The organism is bacterium (assembly GCA_023150945.1).
Classification (GTDB): domain Bacteria; phylum Zhuqueibacterota; class Zhuqueibacteria; order Zhuqueibacterales; family Zhuqueibacteraceae; genus Coneutiohabitans.
The window spans coordinates 225,624-249,685 of record JAKLJX010000009.1; the positions used below are offsets into that span (position 1 = coordinate 225,624).

The window sequence follows — 24,062 nt, forward strand, 5'->3', positions numbered from 1 at the left end:
GTGGTTGAGTCTTTGCGGGTGACTTCGGGGTGCCCGGGAAGCTGGATATGTTTTTCAAGACAACCGTCTGCGCCAGATTTCCGTCAAGCTGAAATCTGAAGCCCCGCGGGCAGCAATCAGGCCGATTCGTCCACTGTTGTCTCGCACGAGGTATCCACCACCACTGTCCTCCGGCTGTCATCCAGTAAGGATCCTGTGAAGATTGGGGCACACGCCTTCGCCAAACACCTCAAAAGCTCACCGCCGAGACGCTGAGACCGCCGGGAAGGAATCTCTTGAATTCAAAACTCCGTGGCTCTGCGGTGCAAGCGTTTGCTTTGTGATCAAGAATCTTTCAGAATTCTATTCAGACTTTGCGCGCCTTATCGCCTGCGCCAGATTTCCGTCAAGCTGAAATCCGAAGTCCCGCGGGCAGCAATATCATGAAACCCGCATCAATACCGGCCCAAATCGCACCCTACGAACAAGACTTTGCTTTCCTGGCGGCGACTCGATTTCAAAGAACCGAATGACACCAGCGTCACGGATTTCACGCGCAAGTTTGTCTGAACACTCAGCGAACTCTGTGTCTCCGCGGCGAATCTGGCCTGGTCAAGTGAGAAACCTCCCGTACCAAATCAAGTGAATGGCTTGGGAGTGTGTCCAGATCTTCACGAAATCTTTTCTGGATGAGAGGCGCGGCGAGCGGCGTTCGGAGCGGATGCTTTCATGAGGTCTTCCGCGCAAGCGCGCAGAATTTCGGCCACGCTCCATGCCTGAGCCATGCAGCCGCACGGCGCGTGCGGCGGCTCGGCCTCGAAGATTTCGGAGACCGTTCCCACTCCGGCCTCCAGGAGATGCGGTTTGAAATCTTCCAACATGCGGCGGGCGCGCCGGCGGCCGGCTTCACCTTCGAGCCGCACGATCGCGGTAAACAGCGGGCCGAGCAGCCAGCTCCACACCGTGCCTTGATGATAAGCGCTGTCGCGCGACCATTGATCCCCGCCATAATGCGGCCGATAGCCCGGCTCACCCCGTGCCAGACTGCGCAACCCAAATGGTGTGTAGAGTTGCTCTTCCACGATTTTTAGAACGCTTTTGGCTTGCTCGCCGGCCAACAGCGGAAACGGCAGGCTCAGGGCAAAGATTTGATTCGGCCGCACCGTGGCATCGCGATGCTCGCCGTCGACATAGTCGTAAAGACAACCGGCGCTTTCATTCCAGAAGACTTCCACGAACCTCTGCTGCACCCGTGTCGCTTTTTGTGCGATCGCCTGCGCTTCCTGGGCATTCCCGCAGCGCTGCGCCAACTCCGCAAAAACCATGAGGGCGTTGTACCACAGCGCATTGATTTCGACCGCCTTGCCCGAACGCGGCGTCACCACCCAATCGCCGATTTTGGCATCCATCCACGTGAGTTGCACGCCCGGTTCGCCGGCAGACAGGAGGCCATCCGCGTCGACGTGGATGTGATAGCGCGTGCCGCGCTCATGCCATTGCAAAATGTCACGCAAAACCGGCATCAACTCGCCGCACACGAAGCGTTCGTCGCCGGTCGCTTGCAGATATTTGTAGAGGGCGATGAAAAACCACAGCGTGGCGTCGACCGTGTTATATTCCGGTTGCTCGCCGGCATCCGGGAAGCGATTGGGCAGCATGCCCTGGCTCGTGCTGCCCGCGAAGGCACGCAGGATTTTTTTGGCATCCTCGCACCGGCCGGTAACCAGGCAAATGCCCGGCAGCGCGATCATGGTGTCCCGGCCCCAATCGGAAAACCAATGATAGCCGGCGATGAGCGTGCGCAACGCCTCCCCGCGCCTGACCACGAATTGATCGGCGGCGAGCGCCAGCGTTTTGAGAAACTCATCCTGGCTGGGGAGACTTTCGCAGAGTCGTGCGCGCCGGCGCCTTTCCTTCTCGAGCAGCGCGAAGGCGTCGCGGCGCGCGGGGCGGTCAGTTGAAACAATGACCCCGAGGCGGTCACCGGCTTGCAGTTGGAGCGTGAAGCGGCCGTGGGTAAAAAGATCCTCGTGATCATCCAAGCCGCGCTCCTGCTCCAGCGCGTATTCGAAACGGTGATACCAGTCCGGTTGCGCTGCGAAGCGGCTGCCGGGAACGGCGATGAACAATTCCGGCGCGCCGGCATAAGGTTGCAGGTGAAGAACGCCGTCCTCAAAATTCGCCTCGCGCCGGAGGGCAGCGTTGGCATGCGCCAGGCTGTGGTAGTCGCGGAAGGCGATGAACGGCTGCAGTTCCAAGAAAAACGCCGCCGCCGCTGCCAGAACTTCAAAAAGAAGCAAGGTCGTGTTTTCACCATGCACTGCGGCGATGGTTTTGCGCAGCCTCACGCCGCCGGCGGCATACTCGAAAACCGGAAACGGATTCTTCTCGAAACGCTGCAAGTGCTCAAAGCCGCGGGGATGTATTGCCCCGGGATAACGGTTGCATCCCAGTTCGTAGCGCTGCCCGGCGATCACCATCGTCTCGTCCAGCTTGGACAACAGCACCATGCGACCCACTGGCGGCTGGGTGGCCGCGACCAGCAAGCCATGATAGCGCCGGGTGTGTGCGCCGGCAATCGTCGAGCTGGCCCACCCTCCCAAGCCATTGGTCTCGAGCCATTCGCGGCTCGAGGCCGCGGCAAAATTCTGCGTGATGTCTTTGTCGAAAATGATTGCCATGTCCGTTTCCGTGAGATCGTCGCGAGTTGATTGATCAGGATTGCCGGCGTTGTCGCGCGCAATCTCGCCGCCGGCTTGCGCGACTCGTGAGCAGGTTCATGCCGCCATCAATTGCAGGCAGGCGCGGCCGGCATCCCCCTCGGCGGAGAGACCCAGCGGCGCGGGATTCTTCTGCAAAAGCTGCGCGACGGCGCGAACGACGTCTTCACTGTTGTAGGATTTGTGGACAAACTGATCCGCCATCCAGGAACGGAAATCGTGCGCGGGTGCCGGTGCGCTGCTTTGCAACAGAATCTTGACGCCCCGCCAGCGACCGGCAAATGCAATCAGCTCGTCGAGATTATGCAGGTCGAGATCGAGGATCATGACATCGATGGCAACGTCATGCAGCGTGGCAATGATGTCATTGAGGTGATGTGCCGGCCAGACGACATGCCCCTGGCGCTGCAGCCGCGCGCGCAGCCATTGCCGGCGGCGGGAATCGGATTCGTTGAGCAGAATGGTGGCCACGGTGTAGCCCTCGTGTTTCGAGCATTCACTGCCTGGTTTGATTTCTTCTCCGGTTGGTCGGGTGCCGGGGACAATCCTTACAGCGTGAGGTGCGGGAAGGCAGAGGGAAAGGAAGGTGCGGCAAGGCAGGATGATTCGCTTCGGCTGGTGAATTTTGCTGAACGTGAACGGCGTGCCGCGATCGTCCTGCGGAACGCCGCACCTTCTGCCGCGTCGAGGGGTTGCGTCTCTATTCCGGTGAGGAGGAGTCGAGCATGCGTTTAAGCCGCTCACGCGCGGCCGGCGAGAGGGCGGCATTTGTCGAAGGCTTGTTGTCATCGGCTTGGGCGCCGTGCCGGTGCGCCAACTCCCGCATGAGCTGCAACTGCTGAAAGTAGCGCAGACACAGACTGCAGGTCAGAAAATGCAATTTCATCTTGATCCAATGCTGCAACGGCAGCCTACGGTCCATGGCCTCCGAGGCCAGGCGTGTCACCTCCTGGCAGGGCGGCAGTCTATGCGCCAGCCAAATCACCAGTTTCTTCTTCAAAGACATGAGCATTCATCTCAAACAATCGTTCGTGCCGCATTCAGCGGTAACATGCCGCCTTGGTGGAATTCGACCGGCGTACTCGGCAGGCCTCCGGCCAGAGTCAATTCGCCTGGAGCTTGGTCGGGCGAAGGCCAGAAAACTTACATGGCAAGAGAAAAAAAATCGCCGGCATGCCGCTGTGGTGTACAGCCGGCAGCCTGAACGCGAATCTCAAAGCCCCGGCGAATCCGGAATGGTCGCTCGGGGCTTTGGTGCCACTGGCAAAGTTGTCCTTCACAATCCGGCTACAATTCCGCCACCTCGCAAAAGACCTTGATGGCGCCCTTGGCAGTGGTGAGTTTGTCGAGCATCTCCTGGTAGTTTTCCAGCCCTTTGACCGGATGAGTGAGCAGGCGCCTGAGCCAGCCGCGGTATTCGGCCTCGGCATGCGCCAAGTCTTTCACGCCCATTTCAAAATACTCACGATTGGCATTGACCGTGCCGACGGTGACCTTGTTGCCCAGCACGTATTCGAGATTGATTTTGTCCGCCGGCACTTCGATGCTCTTGCCGCCGCCGGTAACGCTGGCGAGCACCAGCACACCGTTTTTGCCCAGCGCCTGCATGCTCTCGAAAACCACGGCGGATGAGCCGGTGGCTTCAAAAATGAGGTCAAAAGGACCATACTGCTGCGCGCCCGCGAGAATCGAGATGCTGGTGGTCGATTCGTAGCGCGCGCCCAGGGCCTCGAGCAAGTCGGAATTGAGATAGGGCTTGGGTGTTCGCCCGAACGTCACGACTTCGAGTCCGCGCAGGCGCAAGACCAGTGTTGCCAGCAAACCGACTGTGCCTGCGCCCATCACTGCGGCCTTGCGTGGGCGCCAGACACGCAACCGGCGCTGAATCTCATAAGCCTGCGCAATGCCTTTCTCCACCACAGTGGTGGGCTCCAGCAAGACGCCAACTTCCTTCAAGCCGCGCGGAAATTTGACGAGATACTCGGGATCCTCGACGAAGTATTCGGACAGGAAGCCGTGACGCAGATTGATTCCGCGCTCGTAGTACAGGTCGTCGGTGGTCATGTCGTAGGTGCCGATCTGATCATAGAGCGAGCTACCGGGACGCCGCACGGTTGCCACGACATAGTCGCCCGCTTTCAGCTCGGTCACATTCGGCCCCACCTCTGCAACGACGCCAAAGGATTCGTGGCCGGTGATGAGATAGTCGTAACCCGGCGGCGCGGCGCCGTATTCGGCGGCATTGATCTCCTTGTCCGTGCCATCAACCCCGACGCGCAGCACTTTCACCAGCACGCCGCGGCCATTTGGCACGTCCGATACTTTCGGCTTGGGCACTTCCCGCAAGTGCATGGAATTGGGCTTTCCGGGAATAACGGCAATGGCTTTCATTTTCTCTCCATTCATGAAACTGAAACACATTTGCAGGACCCTGGGGTTATTGTTTCTCTTGTGTTGCCGGAGAATAGTCGTTTTTCCTGCTGCAACCTTACAGTTTCTGGCGAAAAAAGTGGTGTCCGGCAAGCGGCGGATTCGTCTTGCCCTGCTGTAGCCGCCGGCGTGCCGCAGTTGCGCTTGGCATTTTTCTTTGGCATTTTCTTTCGTCCGGGGATCTGTCGGCCCACACGTGCCAACACCAGCCGCTGATGCTGAGTGGCGCAGATGCTTTGCATAATCGGGGCATGTCATCTTCAGGCGGAAACGAACCATGAGCATGCTGGAAAGAATCATTCCCTATCAATCGCCGGTCGCCGAGGTTTTGGCGGCGCTCGGCGTGCAAGCGCAAGCCGGCTTGACGCAGGCGGAAGCGCAGGCCCGGCTGCAGAAGTATGGCAGGAATGAATTGACGGCAGAGCCGTCCGATCCTGCCTGGAAAAAATTTCTCGCCCAGTTCAACGATGTGCTCGTCATTCTGTTGCTGATCGCCACTGCCATTTCGACCTTCTTGTGGCTGTATGAGCGCGAATCGGCGCTGCCTTATGAAGCCATGGCCATCTTCGCCGTCGTGCTGCTCAATGCGATCATGGGTTACGTTCAGCAAGCACGCGCGGAGGAAGCAGTCGCGGCGCTGCGCCAGATGTCCGCGGCGCATGCCAATGTCATTCGCGAGGGCGAGCGGCGGAGCATTCCGGCGACCGAGCTGGTGCCGGGTGACATCATTCTCATTGAAGAAGGCGATACGATTCCGGCAGACGCGCCGTCGTTGTGGCGACGGGAATGCAAACCCAAATGGGGCGCATCGCCGGCATGTTGAAAGCAGCGCCGAAAGAAACCACGCCGCTGCAAAAGGAACTCGATCATGTCGGCAAGCTGCTCGGCATGATCGTCGTCATCTTCGCCTTCACGAGGCAGAGGATTGGGGCTCGATGTAGAGACAATTTATTGATGCTATATTATTCCACCCACATAAGTCGGACGAGTCGCAAGCAAAGAAATAAACAGGACAAAACAGAACACACGGAGAAATTTTCCCTGTCTGCTCGGTTCGCTCCTGTTCAAAGAGGTAGGAATCAATAATGGAACCTTCCAAAGAGTTGGAAAGGACCATGCTCCTTTCCCACTTTACCATCGAAAAGGATCCTGATGCCATTCTCTGGATCGATTCCGAAGATACGCTGCATCGCGTCAACGAAGCAACCTGCCGCATGCTTGGTTATGCGCCAGAGGAGATGGTCGGTAAGAAGCCGCCAGAGCTTGGCTTTGGACTCGATCCGGCCTATATCGAGGAAATTCGGGAGAATCTCAGGCAGCATGGCATCGTAAGATTCGAGCGCACCATCGAGACCAGAGACGGTCGACAGCTTCCTGTTGAAGTCGCGGGAAGTCTGGTCAAATTCGAAAACCAGGAATATGTTTGCTGGTTTGCGCGCGACATTACCGAACGCCGGAAGGCTGAGGCGGCTCTAAAACAAGCCTTCCGTGAAATAGAGCAGTTAAAAAATCGCCTGCAAGAGGAAAATGTTTATTTGCAGCAGGAGATCAAGCTCACGCACAACTTTGAGGCCATCATCGGCAAGAGCCGCCAAATTCAAGAAGTGCTGCACGCGGTCGAGCACGTCGCGGAGACGGACGCGACCGTTCTGATTCAAGGCGAAACCGGCACCGGCAAGGAGCTGATCGCGCGCGCTATCCATAACATCAGTATGCGTCATGATCGCCCTTTGGTTAAAGTCAACTGTGCGGCGCTTCCGGCCAGCCTGATCGAAAGCGAGCTTTTCGGCCATGAAAAGGGCGCTTTTACCGGCGCGTTGAAATCCAAGGTTGGCCGCTTCGAGCTGGCAAACGGCGGCACCATCTTTCTTGATGAAATCGGCGAGCTGCCGATTGAGATGCAGGTCAAATTGCTGCGGGTCATCCAGAGCGGTGAGTTTGATCGTCTCGGCGGCACGCAAACGTTGCACACCGATGTGCGCATCATTGCCGCAACCAACCGCGACTTGGAAAAGGCAGTCGCCGAAAAGACTTTCCGCGAAGACTTGTTCTATCGCCTGAACGTTTTTCCAATTCGCGTCCCACCGCTCCGCGAAAGACGCGAAGACCTCCCGCTGCTGGTGGAGTATTTTGTCCGGGAATACGCCAAGAAGATTGGACGGGAAATCAACGTCATACCTCGCAGCGTCTTGTCCACTTTAGAGAATTACAATTGGCCTGGCAATATCCGCGAGCTGGAAAACATCATTGAACGCGGCGTGATACTGTCTCATGGCCATCAGCTTGAAATCGGCAATTGGTTTCATGGCGAATCTCAGCCGGAAGAGGAAAAACAGCTCCGCACCTTAACTGAATTGGAACGCGCCCACATCTTGAAGGTGCTGGATTCCACGCGCTGGCGGGTCAGTGGTCCAAATGGCGCGGCTCAAATCCTCGGAATCAATCCCCAAACTTTGGTTTCCCGCATGAAGAAATTGGGGATTCAACGCATGCCCGCCAATGAATTATGATATATCATAAAAACGCTTGCAATCATTGCTCGGCTCAAACAGGAAAACGACAACGGAAATATCCCGTCGACAAGGGTGGGAATCGGCATTCACGCCGGTGAAGTGGTGACGGGAAATGTCGGCACCTCGCTGCGCAAGCAGTATTTGATCACCGGCAATGTGGTCATTTTAGCTTCACGCCTCGAGCAACGGAACAAGCAATTTCAATAATAACTGCTTATATCGGAAGAAGTGTGGAAAGCAATCGGCGGCGTCGAGGATGCGGTTCACTTGGGGATAGTTCAGGTCAAAGGCGAAGAGAAGCCCGTTTCATTATATCTGTTGGCGCAATGAACGGGAGCTATTCCAAAGGCACTGTCGATCTGCCGAAAAAGATGGCGGCGCTGTGAAGTGTACCGGCGAAGTCGGGCTTGCGATGTGATTTATTAGCAGAAGCTGAGAACATAAGACGAGAGAAGTCCGGCTTGAACACGAGATGTTTCAAGTTTGAGAAATCCCGCTGTCCAAGCCGGACTTCGCGTGTTCCCCATTCTCCTCCGCCAAAGCTTTCCAGCCATTATCATATACGAATTGGTGCACTTGGCAGGCCGGATTTTGTAGGCAATGAATTTGGAAATCATCCTGTACGGCTCGCTCAACAACGTAAAGCCAATAACGGTCACCAAGCGCCGCCGCCTTCTCGAACTGAGTTTTCGACAACGTAACACCCTGCTCTCCCCAGTCTCCTGAAACAGATTTTACTTCGATATATCGGACCACATGGTCAGCAATATCTTTCGACACAATATCAAAACCAGGATGTGAATGCGATTTTAGATCTGGAAACCTTCCATTCTTTCGCTCGAACTCAAGAACGTGATTGATACCAGCATTATCCACTGCGATTCGCTTCTCTACAGGCGCTGGTTCTGCGGCCCCATTCGTATCATTTGGAGAAACTGGAGAAACATAAGCGTAGGTTTTGAACTTCGTCTGCGAACGGTCGTTTGGGTTAGTCACGTCTATTTTTGCAGCCTCCGGCTCTTTATTTTCATCATTCATTCGATCAAGCCCTTCTATAAGACTGCCATTACCAGCATTTGAATTGGCTTGTGTTACTGATGAAGGTTTTTTGGGGGTATCAACTTCCAATCCGCCAAATGGTTTTGTAGTGCCTTCAGTGCCACTCACAAATGCTTTCGTAGGCTCAAAATGTCTCCTCAGTTTCTCTAAAGAAACATTATTGTTCCGGATAAAGTCAAGTATAGCTGGGTCAATGTTGGCCTCTTTTGCAAGAAGATTAATCGCTTCCGGCTTGAACCCGAGCTTAGATTGTAAGCAGGCTTGAGGTGTGAACTCTTTGGGCAATTCACTGAAGCAAATCTCTGATGGTCTTTTGAAAGTGCCATCATGCGCAGGCAACCATGATATCTGTCGCAGTTGTAGCAAAAAGTACGCATCAAAATGACGTGTATTTCTGCTATAGTACTGCCAACTGAAAGTTCCTTGAAAAAACTCATCACGTCTATATTCACTAAGGCCATCGGCTACTTCACAAAGCAAATTCCACAAGAGTAGCGATTTTTGTTTGGCGATGTCAAAGGTGCCATCATTCAGCTTCGCAAGGAATTCGGACAATCCTTCAATCGTGTAGTCATACACTTCCTGTTTCTTTGGGTTCCAGTCAACAGCAACTCGCTTTCGTATTTCTTCGCGCTCCTCCCAACTCAGCTCTTTCGCAATTCTTTTCAGCGTTTTGTTTGCAACGCACTCGACAAGCATCTCAGCAATTTTTTCATCTTTCATAATGGGCAATGCTTCATCCAAGAACCAGATTTCAGAATTGCCTTCGAAGAATTGCATTAGAATCTCCGTCGGGAAATAAACTTTCTTCGGATCGCAGAATTGAATCTCATTACTAACGGCATTCCGACATCGCACGAAGTGACTTGCTTTTAATTTGGTTATTAATTCATCTCGACGTTGGCGGGAATCGGTATTATAAGCGTTCAAAATTCTAGCAATATCATCTTGATAAGTGGCGTCTGAAATAGTTTTTGTATTCTCCTGGGAGTATTTTGGAAGAACGTGCTGAATGACATCATCCACAATATCGGGTTTCTTGAGACCGAGCTTGTTGAGAAAATCCAAAGCTTGTTCATTTTGACAAATCACTTTTTTGACCGTTGGAAAATCAGTTGGGGAATCTCCAGGCAAAAAAGCATTGGGTCTATCTTGATCATCAAACGGAGAAGCATGAGCGCCGTCTTCCAAACGAATAAAGGGCTTTTTCCGAAGCGTTCCGCCCGTGCTCCAAAGTGCGCGCTGGTCGAGAAGATACCTGTAAAAATCAATCAGCCATTCGTCGCTTTGATTCGCGATAAATCTCTCGGTAAACTTTGAAGCCAGAGTTTGTGAAGTGAACTCTTCAACGCCCAATTCCTTCATCAAATATTCGCGCAGTTCGCGTGTTTTGTACTCTGAGATTTCATCGCTAACCCAGTTCAATGGGCTCTTCGCCTCATAAAAGAACTCGAGTTGTGATGGCCCTAACAATTGACGTAAATCAGCGCTGTTGGCAATTTTGGCATTCTTGCCGGAAACGAAATCTCCTTTGTAACGGGGAATCAACGCCTCGGAGGCGAGGGCATCTCGAACGCTCGCAAAGAACGGATGGAACATGTGATCCTTGCTGAACTGAACTCGGTTTAACGGCATGGCCTCAAGAGCATTGACAGTAAGCAAATTCATTTCGCGAAGTTTTGTCAGTGACTCTCGCAGAAGAATGGCCGTCTCCTCAACAAGTTTTATGTTCCATTCATCATCCTTGGGAATATTGTCACGGCTCGGTGTTGTGCGGTAAGGGCCTTGCACAAGAAATCCGAGATGCGTTTCTTTTTCCGTGGCAAAAAATACAAATAAATTCGAATCCGAAATCGGAATAATCTGTTTTTGCCCCGTTTTCTCATCCGCCTCGACTTTGTAGGCGATTTCGACCTTGCCAATTTGCTGCTGATCAGTTCCAATAGCAGGGCGCTCGAATACAAGCCATTCTTCGTTTGAAATTTTCCCGTTCACCTGACTTGTAAGCGTAACGTACTTTCGTTGCTCATCTATTCTTTGAACGCTGCGCGTGTAGCTCCCAACATCAGTGTCTGGAATAATCCACTTAGGAATGAATATGGTTTAGAAAAAGAAGGGTGCGGCAATCCAATTTGATGAGCCTATCTGCAATCTCTGCGGACGCCTTCTCTTGTGAAACTGTTGGATTATCTAATGGCAAATAAAAAAACGTTTCATCTGGATTAAGGTTTCGTGGAGCGATTGGTTTGGGATGGACAAAAGACTCGATAACGAAATGCTCTTCTCCAGAGTGAATTTCGGGATGGAGCGTATAAGCGTAAACCGACTTGAAACCTATGCCGAATTTTCCGATGGCATTAAGATCGTCGCGCTTAGTGCCTTGAACAAGTCCACAAATTCCGCGAACGTGTTGTTCATTGAATGGCAAACCAAAGTGTGTAACTTGCAAGTGGTCGTTGAAGAGGGCAAACTTTATCGTTCGTGAAATATTGTTACTCGGCTGATGTTTCAATCCCCAGCCGTAGGCATCTTCAGCGTTTTGAAGCAATTCGTAAATGAAGTGGGTACGGTCACTGTAAAGATGCGCCAGCAGAACAGGACCATAATTGTTGATCTCCGTCCCATACTTCTCAATATTTTCGGACAGTACTGTCCGGTTAAAAGTCAAATAGATTCAATTGGTTCTGAGCAATCGGCTGTTCTGGAATGATACTGGTCTCTGTAAGTAGTTGATTTATATCGCTCTTTTCGAACAATGTCACGCTCAAAATCTGTAGAATTGTGTAAAGGCTTGCCTGAAGCTTTAGGCGCTTCCTGATAATAGCCACAAGTACATAAACGCTAATAGCGATCCAGATTTGTGTCTTAACTGCGTTTTCGGAGATCCCATAGAACGCCTTAATGCGCAAATGCTGTTTAATCCATTTAAAGAATAGCTCGATTTGCCATCGGCATTTGAAGAGTTGGGCAACAGTAAGAGCGGCGATTGTAACGTTATTGGTTAGTAAGACCAAATAGCGGTCGTTATCTGTATCATAGAATTTAACACGGCGGAATTGCTCGGGATAATCTTGAAGCGACCTGTTTGTGGCTAGCATGATGGTTTGATCGCAGCATATGCCGGTGGCTTTGTCGACGGGGTGCGAATAGATACGACGAAATTGCAGATTAGATTTTGCCCGAATGATGAACGAGGCTCGATGTTGATGAATGGCATAGAGTCGGGCAAAATCAACATAACCCCGATCCAATAAATAGAAGGCACCGGCTTCAAAGAAAAGCTCGTCCAGAATGTTCACCTCGTGTATTTTTCCCGTTGTTATCTTAAGAAACGACGGGATATTGCCACGGATATTTAATAAAGTATGGAGTCGAATAGCGCCTTTATGTTTACGAAAATTTGCCCAGGGAAAAAGAGAAAGACACAAATCGATGGTCGTCGCATCCAAAGCGTAAACCGTTTCCTCTAATTCAACGGCAAAAGGTTCATCGTGATATAATGTTCGGGCAATATCAATCAAAGCGTGCGCAAAGTCGGCGAAGATGCGCCAATCACGGGATTCGTTCGCATCGGCGAGTGTGCTGCGTGAGACGGCGCTACGAATTCCGCTGTGATACAGTTTATGTTGAACTGCGTTCAGGCACGTTTCAATGTCACGAAGACTTTCTCTGAATGTCAATTGAGCAAAGGCCATGCACAAGTACTGATCAAGGCACGAGAACTTCTTCACATAACGATTGCCCTTGTAACGATTAACGCAGCGATGGAATTCAGACAACGGTAAATGCTCGATCAGTTGAGAAAAAACGGTCCGACCTTTGTTCATTTGCCACTCCCTTGGAACTTTGATGAGGGTCAGGGGATGGCAAAAGGTAGCAAAGATTTCAAATCGATTGCAACAAAGGCAATTGATAACCTCTGGTATGTTAATAGCTTATAGTAAGACGCCTAAATCTTTACCGGACAGTTGTGAATTTCTATAAAATAACAAGGACGATTTTTGATGGCGCCCTCAAAGAACGTTTAAGGCTGTGGCGCTTCTTCCCTGATAATTACTCTGAAAACGCGATTGCCAGCATTTGCATCAATCACCTGCTGAGACAATTGGGCCGCTGTTTGATTTGTACATCTGAGACATCCCAAAGTCCCAACGAGTGGCTGTTGTGAAGCAAGGGCATTTTGACCCAAACGAGTACCGCCACCATGAATGCCAATGCCAACTCTGCCGGCTTGCGTTGCTGCAGAGAAATCACCACTTTCCGCTGCCAGTACAATAAAATATCTGCCAAATGCTAGAAGTTGGGCAGGTGCTTGCTCGGCATTTTGTTGTTGTCCAGCGTTCTCTTGTTGTCCGGCATTCTGAACCGGAGTGCCATCAGGGTTCACAAGTTCCCCAACTGGGTCGTTATCGACGACATTTGTGGCTGTTGCTTCCCCCGTTGGTGTATCTCCGTTTCGCTGTTGAGTATTCCTATTCGTGCCTCGACCCAAGACTTGATTGCCGCCGTTAAGGGCCACTTCTCTACCATTAACAATCAAAGTCATAGTTCCCTGTTGCCTTCGATCTCTTGGCAAATTGACTTCCAAAGTATCTAGGCCTCTTGGATCGATGAACCGAATTGGATTATTGAAAGTGTAATGATACGGGCTCCAACCTGAATGCTTGTCCGCCAGGGGATCCCTCACCATCCACCGCCCGATTTCCGCATCATAATACCTCACCCCAAAGAAATCCCAATTCAGGTTGTGCTCTTCGTCTCTCTCCTTGCCGGTAAATTTGTTCTCCCCCACGCCCTGCGTGGCGCTCCACTCTGTTGGCTGGGTTCGTTGGCTTAAAGCATACCCCCACGGATCGTAATCGTCATAACCAACAACCGCGCCGGTTTGATCCACCGTTGCACAGATGAGTCACTTCTTCCAATCTCAAACAAATAACCCCACGAAACTGCGAATCCATTCGTGGGGTTATTCAAAAATTGGCAAAGAAGGCGTCTTAATAAGCGTCTAGGTGGCAGGCAAAGAACTCACTTCCCCCTTCGATACTTCGCCGCTTCAATCGTGAATCGTGCGGACACGCGGTGGGTTTCGCCCAAATCTTCGTGACCGATGAAGGCGTAATCAACTTGTATTCTCGGCAGGTTGATGCCGGCGCCGGCCGCGAAGCGGCCAGTGTCTGAGCCGAGGCGCAGTGAGAACACCTCTTGAAATTGGTACTCCCAGCCCAGATGCGTATCAACACTCACCGGACCCGCGGCAAGCTGGGCCGCATAATCACGGCCTTCAAAGCGAATGTCAAAATCAAGCGCCGGAGACATGTAGCCGTTTAGCATGGGAATGGCCACGGGATACGCAAGGCCGGCTTTCAAGGTGGGAACAATAATCTCGCGCGTACCTTGATTCCACGCCAGCACGGTAGTAGTGATGTCTTGAAAATTCAAGCCAAGCCGCAAATTGCCGGCGGGATTGCACAACGCGGCCACGTCGAAACCCAGGCCCCAGGCGGAATTGTCACCCACGCTTTTGCGCAGCACTTTGGCATTCACACCAAAGCTGAAGCGTTCGCTGCGCTTGACGCCATAGCTCAAAAACAGAGCGTATTCCGCATCAGAAATCGTGCGAAAAATGTAGGGCCGGTTGATACGTGTAACGCCGCCGTCATCAACATAAACTGCGCCCAGTGGCAGCGCGGGATTTTGTAGCCGCGTGACCGGAATGTCATCGACGCCCAGGCGGATCAGGCTGAGGCCCAGACTGCGGTTGGCGCCGAAGGGTATGGCGAAACTGCCATAATCATATTTGACCGTGCGGTCGAATTGCTCGGTGTGCATGAGCATGATTTGCGGATATTCGAGATTCACGAGTCCGGCGGGATTCCAGTAGCCGGCCGTAACGTCCGTGGCGAGCGCGGCATAGGCGCCGCCCATGCCGAGCGCGCGGCCGCCGACGCCGATGCTGAGAAATTCATTAGCGTATTTTGCTGTGCGTGTTTCACCGGCAAAGGCGGTGCCGGCGAGAAATAATCCCAAAACAACCGGAAAGAATTTTTTGGTGGAGATCATGTTGCTCTCGAGAAAGTGAAAGCGGAATTCACATCATGTTGCAGCGGGCAGTGGTTTGTGACTGTTCTGCCACGGCTTGGCCGCGGCATCTGCCGCGTTGAAGCCACGGCCAAGCCGTGGCAGAACATTAAGGTTTGTCCGGCTCTTCACCGCGTTCCCGGCAAAAGGCCAGGTAATCATCTACGGACGCTTCAAATGCCTTTTTAAGCTCATCCACGGATTTACCCTGAAACGTGATGACGTCACGGGTATTAATGACTTCGCCGTGAAAAATCGTTGCCTCGTCGTCATACTCCACGCGCGCAAGATAACTGTGGTATTGCATCATGGTTGAACTCCTGCCTCGGCTAAGAAACGTCGCATCGACTTGACTGCACCTTTATCAGTCTCTTTGCGAGCATGCGGGCGATGAAAAACAGCTCGAACGTTATTCAATGCAATCCGAAGCACCCAGGGCTTGAAGTAGGCTTTCAATATCCGCCCACAAAATATTCGAGCGAACCGGATCTGTGAAAATCGCTTGCAGGATTCTACGATGTTTTGATTTCATTTACAAACAGTTTGCTAACTCACTTCCAGGCAACAGAGTTTCACTCGTTTGCCAGTTTTTGCAAATGCGCCAATTGCTGCATGGCTTCCAAGGGTGTGAGATTATTCAGGTCGAGTTGCAACAAGGCAGCGCGCACGCGCTGATCCTGCTGCGAAAAGATATCCAATTGCACCTGGCCAGCAGCGGCCGGCTCGCCCTCCGCAGAAAGATTGGCGCGCTCGAGGGATTGCTGTTCGAGTGTGGTCAGCACTTGTTTGGCGCGGCGGATCACTTTGGCCGGCAGTCCCGCAAGTTGCGCGACATGGATGCCGTAGCTGTGATCGCAGCCGCCTGCGACGATGCGGCGCAGGAACACCACTTGGTCGCCCCATTCTTTCACCAGCACGTTGTAGTTCTTGACCCGCGCGAAAAGCTTCTCCAACTCGATCAATTCATGATAGTGCGTCGCGAACAGCGTGCGCGCCGCGATTTTAGCGTTTTCATGAAGGTATTCGACCACTGCCCAGGCGATGGACAAGCCGTCATAGGTGCTGGTGCCGCGGCCGATTTCATCGAGCAGCACCAGGCTGCGGCTGGTGGCGTTGTTCAGAATATTCGCGGTTTCGTTCATCTCCACCAAAAACGTGCTCTCCCCGCCGGCCAGATTGTCCGAGGCGCCGACGCGCGTGAAGATTTTATCGACCATGCCGATGCGCGCTTCGGCGGCAGGCACAAACGAACCGATTTGCGCCATGAGCACGATCAACGCCACTTGCCGCAAATAAGTCGATTTGCCCGCCATGTTGGGGCCGGTGATGATCAGGATCTGATGGCTGTCGTCATCGAGATAGATGTCGTTGGGCACGAATTTTTCGCCGAAGGGCAGCAGCTTTTCCACCACCGGGTGGCGGCCCTGCTTGATTTCGAGCACGGCCCCGTCATCGATCAGCGGCCGCACGTAGTTTTGTTGATGGGCAACTTCGGCGAAGGCGAGCAGGCAGTCCACCGTGGCGAGGGCGCGACCGTTTTCCTGCAGGGCCGCTGCATGCAGGGCGACCTTCTGGCGCAGCTTGTCGAACAGTTCGTATTCCAGCGCCACCAGTTTTTCCTCGGCCTGCAGGATGCGCTCTTCATATTCCTTCAACTCCGGCGTGATGAAGCGCTCGGCGTTCACCAGCGTTTGCTTCCGGATGTAGGAATCCGGCACTTTGGCGAGATTGGGATTGGTGACTTCGAGATAATAGCCGAAGACTTTGGTGTAACCGACTTTCAGCGAGGCGATGCCGGTGCGCTCGCGCTCGGTTTTCTGCAGGTTGGCGATCCAGTCCTTGCCGTGGGTGGCGAGTTGGCGCAATTCATCCAGCTCGGCGGAATAGCCCGGCCGGATGAGATGGCCTTCGGTAACGGAGAGCGGCGGGTCTTCCACCAGCGCGCGGCGCAGTTCTGCGGTCAAATCACTGAGCGGATCGAGCGTGTGGCTGCATTGCTGCAGGAGCGTGCTTTCATATTGCAGCAGCAGGCTTTTCAGCTCGGGGATGCGTTCCTGCACCTGCTGCACGGTCAACAGCTCACGGGCATTGGCGCGCGCCAGGCTGATCTTGGCAACCAGCCGTTCCAAATCCCCGATGCCGCGCAGCCGGCTGGCCAGCTTCTCGCGGCGCGCGGCGTCGGCCAGCAACTCGGCCACCGCGTCCTGGCGGGCGCGAATCGCCGCGGTTTGGCGCAGGGGATGCAAAATCCATTGCACCATTTTCCGGCCGCCCATGGCGGTGCGGGTTTGATCGAGCACGCCCAGCAGCGTGGCGGGTTGATTCTCACCGCGCAGGGCGCGCACCAATTCGAGATTGCGCCGCGTTGCAGGGTCGATGGTCACGAACTCGCTCTCGCTGCGCCGGTGCAGTTGGGTGAGGTGAGCCAGCTCGGTTTTTTGCGTTTCTTTGAGATAGGACAGCGCGCCGCCGGCGGCACAGATGCCGCAGACGAGATCGTCACAGCCGAAGCCTTTGAGCGTGAGCGTGTGGAAATGGCGCGTCAGGCTTTCGTAGGCGTGATCAAAGGCAAAATGCCAGGCCTCACGCGGCGTGATCACGGTCTGAAAGTTTCTGCTGAGGCGCTCGCGCAGCCAATCTTGTTGGTCGTCAGGCACGACAATCTCCGCCGGCTCGATATCCTGAATGACTTCGACCAGGCGGTCGAGCGGCAGCTCATCCAGCATGAATTCGCCGGTGGAGAAATCGATTTGCACGAGGCCCGCGGTTTTCTTCTGCAGATAAAGCGCGAGCAGGAAATTGTTGCGGCGGCTGGTCAGCAGATTGTCGTTGAGCGCGGTGCCGGGGGTGACGACTTCGGTGACCTCGCGCTTGACCACGATCTTGGCGAGTTTGGGATTCTCGACTTGTTCGCAGATCGCGACGCGATAGCCGGCGCGCACCATTTTGGTGAGATAGGTGTCGAGCGCATGATGGGGAAAGCCGGCGAGCGGCACTTCCGCCGCTTTGCCGTGCGCCCGCGCCGTGAGGGTGAGGCCGAGCACCGCGCTGGCGACTTTGGCGTCTTCAAAGAACATCTCGTAGAAATCGCCCATGCGAAAGAAGAGAATGGCATCCTGATGCTGCGCCTTGATGGCAAGGTACTGGCGCATCAGCGGGGTGCTGACCTCGTCTTTGCTGACGGCCTCCGCCGCAGTGGTGTTCTCTGCAGTTGTTTCCGGCGCGCGAGCCAAGCGCGATACTCCTGGGAATCTATCGTGTGAACTGCGGTTTGAATTCGAGTCGTTGCCCGTGAGCGGTCAATTTACAACTGTTGTGACGAAAATCAAGCCATTTGCCCGCTGGCAGCCGCTGCCTGGCACAGGGCCCGGGCATGATGACACAGGGCGTAGTCTAGCCAGCGATGATCGCCACAAGGTGTACGGCCGGCGGCAATGAAACCCATGTGGCCGCCGCTGCGCGTGAGCAGCATTTGCAGCCGCGGATTGCGGGGCAGATCCGCATAGGTTGCGCGCGGCACGAAGGGATCATTCTCCGCGGCGAGCAGGAGGGTCGGCGTGCGAATCGCGTCGAGCATTTGGTGCGCGCTGCATGTTTGATAGTAATCATCCGCCGAAGCGAAGCCGCCCAGCGGTGCGGTCACGCATTGATCAAATCCAAGCAGCGTGAGTTGTGGGGGCAACTGCACCTGCGGAAAATCCGGGAAGTCGACGGCGCGTTCTGCCAACGTCTGCTGGAGCAGTCGCAGGAAGCGGGCTTCATAAAGCGAATTCCTCCGTCGGCTGATGGCGGCGGCACTCAACGCAAGTTTGATCGGCGCGCTCACCGCCAGGGCGCCGGCCAAGTTGGGCGGAGTTGCCCGGCCCTGTTCGGCGAGATACTTCAACAGCATGTTGCCGCTCAATGAAAACCCAACCACGATCAGCGGCTGGTCCGGCGCGCTTTCCGCGCAAAACCGTATGACCGGCTGCAGGTCTTCACTGCGGCCGGCATGATAGAGCCATTTTGCCAGCCCTCTCCCCTGCCCGGCGCCGCGGTGATTCAGCCGAAAAGCCGTCCAGCCCTGCTGTACGAATTTTTGTGCGACGCGCACCATGTAGGGCGAATCAGCCTGCCCGCCCAAGCCGTGCAGCAGCAACACCATGCCGGCGGCAGAACTCGAGCTGTTTTGATTTTCACCCAAAACGACGCGGTCACCAAGCGAAACCGGAATGGTATGCCACCGGGTTTCCGGCAGTGATGGCGGGCTGGCAAGCAGATGGCCGGCGAGCGTTTGGCCGTGGCCGCCGGGCGCCCACCAGGCCGCGGCAAAAGGCTGCAAATGAAAAAACCCAACTGGATCGCGGGCGGCAGTTGGGTTTGCAAACGCAGAATTCAAATTGTCACCGTGGTCATGCCAGCGCTTTTTCCAATGGCGTGTAGGGAAGATCGAAGGCCTCGGCCACGCCCTTGTAGGTCACCATGCCATGCGCAATGTTCACGCCGTAAGCCAGCGCCTGGGATTTGCGCACGGCCTCGGGATAGCCGTGATTGGCCAGTTGAATCGCATACGGCAGTGTGGCGTTGGTGAGCGCGAAGGTCGAAGTCATGGGCACGGCGCCGGGCATGTTGGCCACGGCGTAATGCACGATGCCGTCGACTTCGTACGTGGGATTGTCGTGCGTGGTGGGATGGATGGTTTCGACGCAACCGCCCTGATCGACGGCGACATCGACGATGACCGAGCCTTTTTTCATCAACGACAGCATTTCCCGGGTGATGAGATGCGGCGCTTTGGCACCCGGAATGAGCACGCCGCCGATGACCAAGTCGGCCTGCGCGATGGCTTTGCGAATATTGGCCGGGTTCGACATCACGGTCTGCACGTTCTTCGGCATGACGTCGTCGAGATAGCGCAGCCGGTCGAGGCTCAAATCGAGAATGGTCACGCGCGCGCCAAAACCGGCCGCGATTTTCGCCGCATTCGTGCCGACCACGCCGCCACCCAGGATGACCACCTGGGCCGGTTCCACGCCCGGCACGCCGCCCAGCAAAATGCCGACGCCGCCTTGCAGCTTCTCCAGGCACTTCGCCCCTTCTTGAATCGACAGGCGGCCCGCCACTTCACTCATCGGAATCAGCAGCGGCAGGGCTTTGTTTTCCGTCTGCACGGTTTCGTAAGCGATGGCGATGCATTTCGATTTGATCACCGCTTCGGTCAGCTCGCGCGAGGCGGCAAAATGAAAATAGGTGAAAACAATCTGGCCGGCGCGCAGCAAGGGATATTCGGAAGGCAGCGGCTCCTTCACCTTCATGATCATGTCGGCTTCGCGGTAGATTTTGGCCGCTTCCGCGATGATCGTGGCGCCGGCGCGGCGAAAGTCCTCATCCTGGAATCCGCTGCCCCGGCCGGCATCCTTTTCGACCAAGACCTCATGCCCATTGATTTTCAGCAACTCGACACCCACCGGAATCAGAGCCACCCGATTTTCATTCTTCTTGATCTCTTTGAGAACGCCGATAACCATTTCCATCCTCCCTGAGATAGGTGAGCCGATGCATTTCGGTTGCCGGAGAGTGCCGGTCTCCACCGCCGGGAAAGAGGCGCTCTCCGGTGTTGATGTGGAACGCCTGTCAGGAATCGGAAGACAACAGCGCCTTGCGGCTGAGGCGGAGCTTGCCGTCCGGAGCGATTTCGATCAGCTTGACGGTGACTTCGTCGCCCACTTTCAGCACATCTTCAACGCGCGCGATGCGGCGGTTGTCGATCTGCGAAATGTGCAGCAGGCCTTCCCGCCCCGGCAAAATCTCCACGAAAGCGCCGAATTCCTTCACGCTCTTGACGGTGCCTTGATAGATGGTGCCGAGTTCCGGCTCCGCCACCATGCCTTGAATGATGGCTTTTGCCTTGTTGCACGCCTCCGGATCGACGCCGGCAATGGTGACCACGCCGGAGTCATCGATATCGATGGTCGTGCCGGTGCGTTCGGTGATGTCGCGAATGGTCTTGCCGCCCGGGCCGATGATCAAGCCGATGCTGTCGGTCGGCACCTTGACAGTCAGGATGCGCGGCGCATATTGCGAGATCTCGGGACGCGCGCTGCTCAGCGTGGCGTTCATGATGTTGAGAATGTGCAGCCGGGCGCGGCGCGCGTGTTCGAGCGCTTCTGCCATGATTTGGGAGGACAGGCCCTTGATCTTGATGTCCATCTGAAAACCGGTGATGCCCTGGGCCGTGCCCGCGACTTTGAAGTCCATGTCGCCGAGATGATCCTCGTCGCCCAGAATGTCGGTGAGAATGACGGTTTGGCCGTCTTCCTGGATCAGGCCCATGGCGATGCCCGCCACCGCGCTTTTGATCGGCACGCCGGCATCCATCAGCGCCAGCGAGCCGGCGCACACCGTCGCCATCGAAGAAGAGCCGTTGGATTCGAGAACATCCGAAACCACGCGCACGGTGTAGGGGAACACTTTTTCATTCGGCATCACTGCCTTGATCGCGCGTTCCGCCAGGTTGCCGTGGCCGACTTCGCGGCGGCCCGGGCCGCCGAGACGGCGAATTTCACCGACGCTGAACGGCGGAAAGTTGTAGTGCAGCATGTAGGATTTGTAAAACTCGCCCTCCAGCTCGTCCATCTTCTGCTCGTCCACTTTGGTGCCGAGGGTGACGGCCGCCAGCGCCTGGGTCTGGCCGCGGGTGAAGATGCAGGTGCCGTGCACGCGCGGCAGCACGCCGACTTCACAAGTGATGTCGCGAATGCTGGTCCAGTCGCGGCCATCGAGGCGGCGCCGATCGTGCACGATCATGGCGCGCACAATCTCCTTCTCGATGGTGTGCAGAATCGTGCTGACTTGTGCCTCGCTTTCCGGAAAGTCGGCTTGCAGCGCTTCCGTCAGAGTCTTGTAGTACTGTTTCAAGCTGTCACGGCGTTTCTGCTTGTCGGATTCCCGCAGCAGGCCGCGCAGCGTTTCGGTGGCGGCCTCGCGCACGCGGCTTTCCAGGCCGGCGGGCAGCTCAATCGGAATCACCGGCCGCGGCGGTTTGGCCGCCTCCGCCACCACTGCCTTTTGCACCTGAATGAGCTGGCGCGCAACTTCATGACCAAACGCCAAGGCCGCGACCATATCCGCTTCGCTGACTTCGTGGGCTTCGCCCTCCACCATGATGATCGAATCCTCGGTGGCAGCCAGCACCAGGTCCAAGTCGCTGCCTTCGAGATCGGCATGGGTGGGATTGGCGAGGAACTTGCCGTCGCGGCGGCCGACGCGCACGCCGGCGAGCGGGCCGTTCCAGGGAAGGCCGGAGAGCATGATCGCCGTGGAGGCGGCGGAGATGCCCAACACGTCGGGATCATTTTCCTTGTCCGCCGACAGCACGGCGACCATGACCTGTACTTCGTTGCTGTAATCTTCGGCAAAGAGCGGGCGGATGCCGCGGTCGATCAAGCGCGCTGACAGAATTTCATTTTCGCTCGGTTTGCCTTCCCGTTTAAAAAAGCCACCCGGGATCTTGCCGGCGGCGTAAGCCTTCTCACGATAATCGACCGTGAGCGGGAAAAAATCTACGTCGGGTTTGGCTTCGGGATCGCCGACGACGGTTGCGAGCACGATGGTATCGCCAAATTGCACCCAGCAAGCGCCGTCCGCTTGCCGTGCGACGCGGCCGGTTTCAATCGCGAACACCTTCCCGTTCAGTTCAGTTTCCTTGCGACTAAGCATTCGGAAAACTCCTCGATGTTAATGTCACCCCGTTCGCTCTCTTGTACATCAGGCGGCGGGCGTCGTCTTTTGTACAAACGCAATAACAGGTTTGAGAGATTGTGATCTAGAGATCGGTGAACCCTGTCGGTCCGAACATGTTCCGACCAATGTAACAAAGCCCCACGAGGGGGCAGGTCTACAGCATGCGAGTCACAGGCAACTAACGGCGCAAGCCCAGGTCGCTGACGATCTTGCGATAGCGCGCGACGTCGGTGCTGGCGAGATAGTTCAGCAGCCGGCGGCGCTTCCCGACCATTTTCAACAAACCCATGCGGGAATGGTGGTCTTTCTTGTTGGCCTCGAAATGGGAAGTCAGGCCGTTGATGTTGGCGGTCAGCAGCGCGATTTGCACCTCCGCCCTGCCGGAGTCCTTGTCGTTGCTGCCGAACTTCTGCATGATTTCTGCTTTTTGCGAGTTGGTTAAAGCCATTGCAGCATTCTCCTCATGAGGTTAGCTTTTGGAACAGATTTGAGCGATGCGATTTTTGTTGGAAAGTGGCAAATTTTTCGCACAACTGCAAGCGGCGCGCCCGGGTATTTGTGCTGTTGCGGCAGCGTCACTGGCCGGGGCCGGATTCACGTTCTGCGATCGGCCGGCGCCACCACCGCGGCCAGCAGGCGAAGGCTGGCGGCACGATCGGCCTGCAACTGTGCTTGCAGCGCGGCCACCGAGTCGAACTTCATTTCCGGCCGCAGGCGCGCCACGAAGCGAACTTCAAGCTCCTGATCATAAAGATCGCCGGCAAAGTCGAAAAGATGCACTTCCAGCGTGCGGCGGGTGCCGGCAAATGTCGGCCGCACGCCGATATTCATCATGCCGCCCTTTTCCACTTCCGCCCGCCGGACGCGCACTGCATACACCCCGTTGGCGGGAATCAGCTTGTCCGGATGGAGCGGCGCCAAGTTGGCGGTGGGAAAACCAATGGTTTTGCCGCGGCCCTCGCCCCGCACGACTTTCGCACCGAGGCGATACGTGTCGGCGAGCCACTCGTTGGCCAGCTCGATCTCGCCGGCCAGCAGCGCGCGCCGGATTTGCGTGCTGCTGATCACGGTTTCGCCCTGCTGCAGCGGCGGCAATTCGTGCACGGCAAATCCCAACTGCCGGCCGAGGCGGTGCAGCGTGGCAACGTCGCCTTCGCGGTTCTTGCCGAAGCCGTGATCATGGCCGATGACGATGGCCTGCATGCCGATGGTGCCGAAAAGAATCTCACGCACAAACGCCTCAGAGGGCGTCTGCGAAAAGGCGAGCGTGAAGGGAATCACCACCAGCCGGTCAAGGCCGAGGGCCTCGAGCAGTGCAATTTTTTCGGCGATGGTCGTGAGAATGTACAGCGGCGGCTGTCCGCTTCTCTGCAAGACCAACTGCGGATGCGGTTCGAACGTCACCACCGTCGTGCTGCTGCCGCGGGCCTGCGCTTGCTCTCGCAGCAGCCGCAGAATCATGCGGTGGCCGCGATGCAAGCCGTCGAATGAGCCGACCGTGACCACGCTGCCCGCGTCCTTTACCACCTGTTCGAGGCCAACAAACGTCTTCACCGCCATC

General features: G+C 55.5%; 17 protein-coding genes and 3 pseudogenes. 3 read left to right on the plus strand and 17 right to left on the minus strand.

The features are described from left to right. Positions 1-650 precede the first annotated feature (650 nt). The 4 genes from L6R21_13960 to L6R21_13975 all read right to left on the minus strand — a co-directional run bounded on the left by L6R21_13960 (position 651) and on the right by L6R21_13975 (position 5,090). Positions 651-2,660, minus strand: coding sequence for an amylo-alpha-1,6-glucosidase (locus L6R21_13960; GenBank protein MCK6560298.1), 2,010 nt, complete (start codon positions 2,658-2,660; stop codon positions 651-653). A gap of 96 nt (positions 2,661-2,756) precedes the next feature. Then, positions 2,757-3,170 carry a hypothetical protein gene (locus tag L6R21_13965; GenBank protein ID MCK6560299.1) on the minus strand — a complete coding sequence of 138 codons (414 nt, stop codon included), beginning with the start codon at positions 3,168-3,170 and terminating at the stop codon, positions 2,757-2,759. A 229-nt stretch (positions 3,171-3,399) separates the two neighbouring features. Further along, entirely contained in the window at positions 3,400-3,705 is a 306-nt protein-coding gene (locus L6R21_13970; protein MCK6560300.1) for a hypothetical protein, read from the minus strand. Between the two features lie 281 nt (positions 3,706-3,986). After that, positions 3,987-5,090, minus strand: a complete 1,104-nt coding sequence (locus tag L6R21_13975) for a glucose 1-dehydrogenase (GenBank protein MCK6560301.1) — start codon at positions 5,088-5,090, stop codon at positions 3,987-3,989. Between the two features lie 316 nt (positions 5,091-5,406). Between L6R21_13975 and L6R21_13980 the strand changes: the two are divergent. The 3 genes and pseudogenes from L6R21_13980 (at position 5,407) to L6R21_13990 (ending at position 7,849) form a co-directional block, all read left to right on the plus strand. Continuing rightward, positions 5,407-6,029 (plus strand): annotated as a pseudogene (locus L6R21_13980) (cation-translocating P-type ATPase). Between the two features lie 185 nt (positions 6,030-6,214). After that, entirely contained in the window at positions 6,215-7,639 is a 1,425-nt protein-coding gene (locus tag L6R21_13985) for a sigma 54-interacting transcriptional regulator (protein MCK6560302.1), read from the plus strand. 75 nt (positions 7,640-7,714) lie between these two features. Beyond that, the gene (locus L6R21_13990; GenBank protein MCK6560303.1) at positions 7,715-7,849 is read left to right on the plus strand and encodes a hypothetical protein; all 135 of its coding nucleotides are present in this window, start codon (positions 7,715-7,717) and stop codon (positions 7,847-7,849) included. A gap of 270 nt (positions 7,850-8,119) precedes the next feature. On the opposite strand, the gene L6R21_13995 is transcribed toward L6R21_13990, so the two are convergent. From L6R21_13995 to L6R21_14055, 13 genes and pseudogenes are all read right to left on the minus strand, one after another. Continuing rightward, on the minus strand, positions 8,120-10,696 hold the full coding sequence (locus tag L6R21_13995) for a DUF3883 domain-containing protein (protein MCK6560304.1): 2,577 nt from the start codon (positions 10,694-10,696) through the stop codon (positions 8,120-8,122). Positions 10,697-10,787: 91 nt separating this feature from the next. Continuing rightward, on the minus strand, positions 10,788-11,369 hold the full coding sequence (locus L6R21_14000) for a hypothetical protein (GenBank protein ID MCK6560305.1): 582 nt from the start codon (positions 11,367-11,369) through the stop codon (positions 10,788-10,790). After that, positions 11,359-12,528 carry an IS4 family transposase gene (locus tag L6R21_14005; protein MCK6560306.1) on the minus strand — a complete coding sequence of 390 codons (1,170 nt, stop codon included), beginning with the start codon at positions 12,526-12,528 and terminating at the stop codon, positions 11,359-11,361. Before L6R21_14005 ends, L6R21_14000 begins: the two co-directional genes overlap by 11 nt. A 197-nt stretch (positions 12,529-12,725) precedes the next feature. Next, a complete protein-coding gene (locus tag L6R21_14010; GenBank protein ID MCK6560307.1) occupies positions 12,726-13,595 on the minus strand; it encodes a hypothetical protein in 870 nt (289 codons plus the stop codon). 131 nt (positions 13,596-13,726) lie between these two features. Next, on the minus strand, positions 13,727-14,761 hold the full coding sequence (locus L6R21_14015) for a PorV/PorQ family protein (GenBank protein ID MCK6560308.1): 1,035 nt from the start codon (positions 14,759-14,761) through the stop codon (positions 13,727-13,729). Between the two features lie 130 nt (positions 14,762-14,891). Continuing rightward, positions 14,892-15,089: pseudogene (locus L6R21_14020) on the minus strand (type II toxin-antitoxin system HicB family antitoxin). After that, positions 15,086-15,311: pseudogene (locus L6R21_14025) on the minus strand (hexulose-6-phosphate synthase). Before L6R21_14025 ends, L6R21_14020 begins: the two co-directional pseudogenes overlap by 4 nt. A 40-nt stretch (positions 15,312-15,351) precedes the next feature. Then, positions 15,352-17,931 (minus strand): DNA mismatch repair protein MutS, encoded by a 2,580-nt coding sequence (gene mutS / locus L6R21_14030; GenBank protein MCK6560309.1) that lies wholly within the window; start codon positions 17,929-17,931, stop codon positions 15,352-15,354. A gap of 173 nt (positions 17,932-18,104) precedes the next feature. Next, positions 18,105-19,100: an alpha/beta fold hydrolase gene (locus L6R21_14035; protein ID MCK6560310.1), complete on the minus strand. Its 996-nt coding sequence runs from the start codon at positions 19,098-19,100 to the stop codon at positions 18,105-18,107. Positions 19,101-19,170: 70 nt separating this feature from the next. Further along, a complete protein-coding gene (gene ald / locus L6R21_14040; protein MCK6560311.1) occupies positions 19,171-20,286 on the minus strand; it encodes an alanine dehydrogenase in 1,116 nt (371 codons plus the stop codon). Positions 20,287-20,392: 106 nt separating this feature from the next. Continuing rightward, positions 20,393-22,477: a polyribonucleotide nucleotidyltransferase gene (pnp, locus tag L6R21_14045; GenBank protein MCK6560312.1), complete on the minus strand. Its 2,085-nt coding sequence runs from the start codon at positions 22,475-22,477 to the stop codon at positions 20,393-20,395. Between the two features lie 202 nt (positions 22,478-22,679). Further along, the gene (rpsO, locus tag L6R21_14050; protein ID MCK6560313.1) at positions 22,680-22,949 is read right to left on the minus strand and encodes a 30S ribosomal protein S15; all 270 of its coding nucleotides are present in this window, start codon (positions 22,947-22,949) and stop codon (positions 22,680-22,682) included. A gap of 146 nt (positions 22,950-23,095) precedes the next feature. After that, a complete protein-coding gene (locus L6R21_14055) occupies positions 23,096-24,061 on the minus strand; it encodes a bifunctional riboflavin kinase/FAD synthetase (protein ID MCK6560314.1) in 966 nt (321 codons plus the stop codon). Position 24,062 lies beyond the last annotated feature (1 nt).

Coding starts and splice junctions, on each gene's coding strand:
- L6R21_13960 (MCK6560298.1), bottom strand. CDS start 2,660: ATGGCAATCATTTTCGACAAAGACATCACGCAGAATTTTGCCGCGGCC.
- L6R21_13970 (MCK6560300.1), bottom strand. CDS start 3,705: ATGTCTTTGAAGAAGAAACTGGTGATTTGGCTGGCGCATAGACTGCCG.
- L6R21_13975 (MCK6560301.1), bottom strand. CDS start 5,090: ATGAAAGCCATTGCCGTTATTCCCGGAAAGCCCAATTCCATGCACTTG.
- L6R21_13985 (MCK6560302.1), top strand. CDS start 6,215: ATGGAACCTTCCAAAGAGTTGGAAAGGACCATGCTCCTTTCCCACTTT.
- L6R21_14005 (MCK6560306.1), bottom strand. CDS start 12,528: ATGAACAAAGGTCGGACCGTTTTTTCTCAACTGATCGAGCATTTACCG.
- L6R21_14015 (MCK6560308.1), bottom strand. CDS start 14,761: ATGATCTCCACCAAAAAATTCTTTCCGGTTGTTTTGGGATTATTTCTC.
- mutS (MCK6560309.1), bottom strand. CDS start 17,931: ATGCGCCAGTACCTTGCCATCAAGGCGCAGCATCAGGATGCCATTCTC.
- ald (MCK6560311.1), bottom strand. CDS start 20,286: ATGGTTATCGGCGTTCTCAAAGAGATCAAGAAGAATGAAAATCGGGTG.
- pnp (MCK6560312.1), bottom strand. CDS start 22,477: ATGCTTAGTCGCAAGGAAACTGAACTGAACGGGAAGGTGTTCGCGATT.
- rpsO (MCK6560313.1), bottom strand. CDS start 22,949: ATGGCTTTAACCAACTCGCAAAAAGCAGAAATCATGCAGAAGTTCGGC.
- L6R21_14055 (MCK6560314.1), bottom strand. CDS start 24,061: ATGGCGGTGAAGACGTTTGTTGGCCTCGAACAGGTGGTAAAGGACGCG.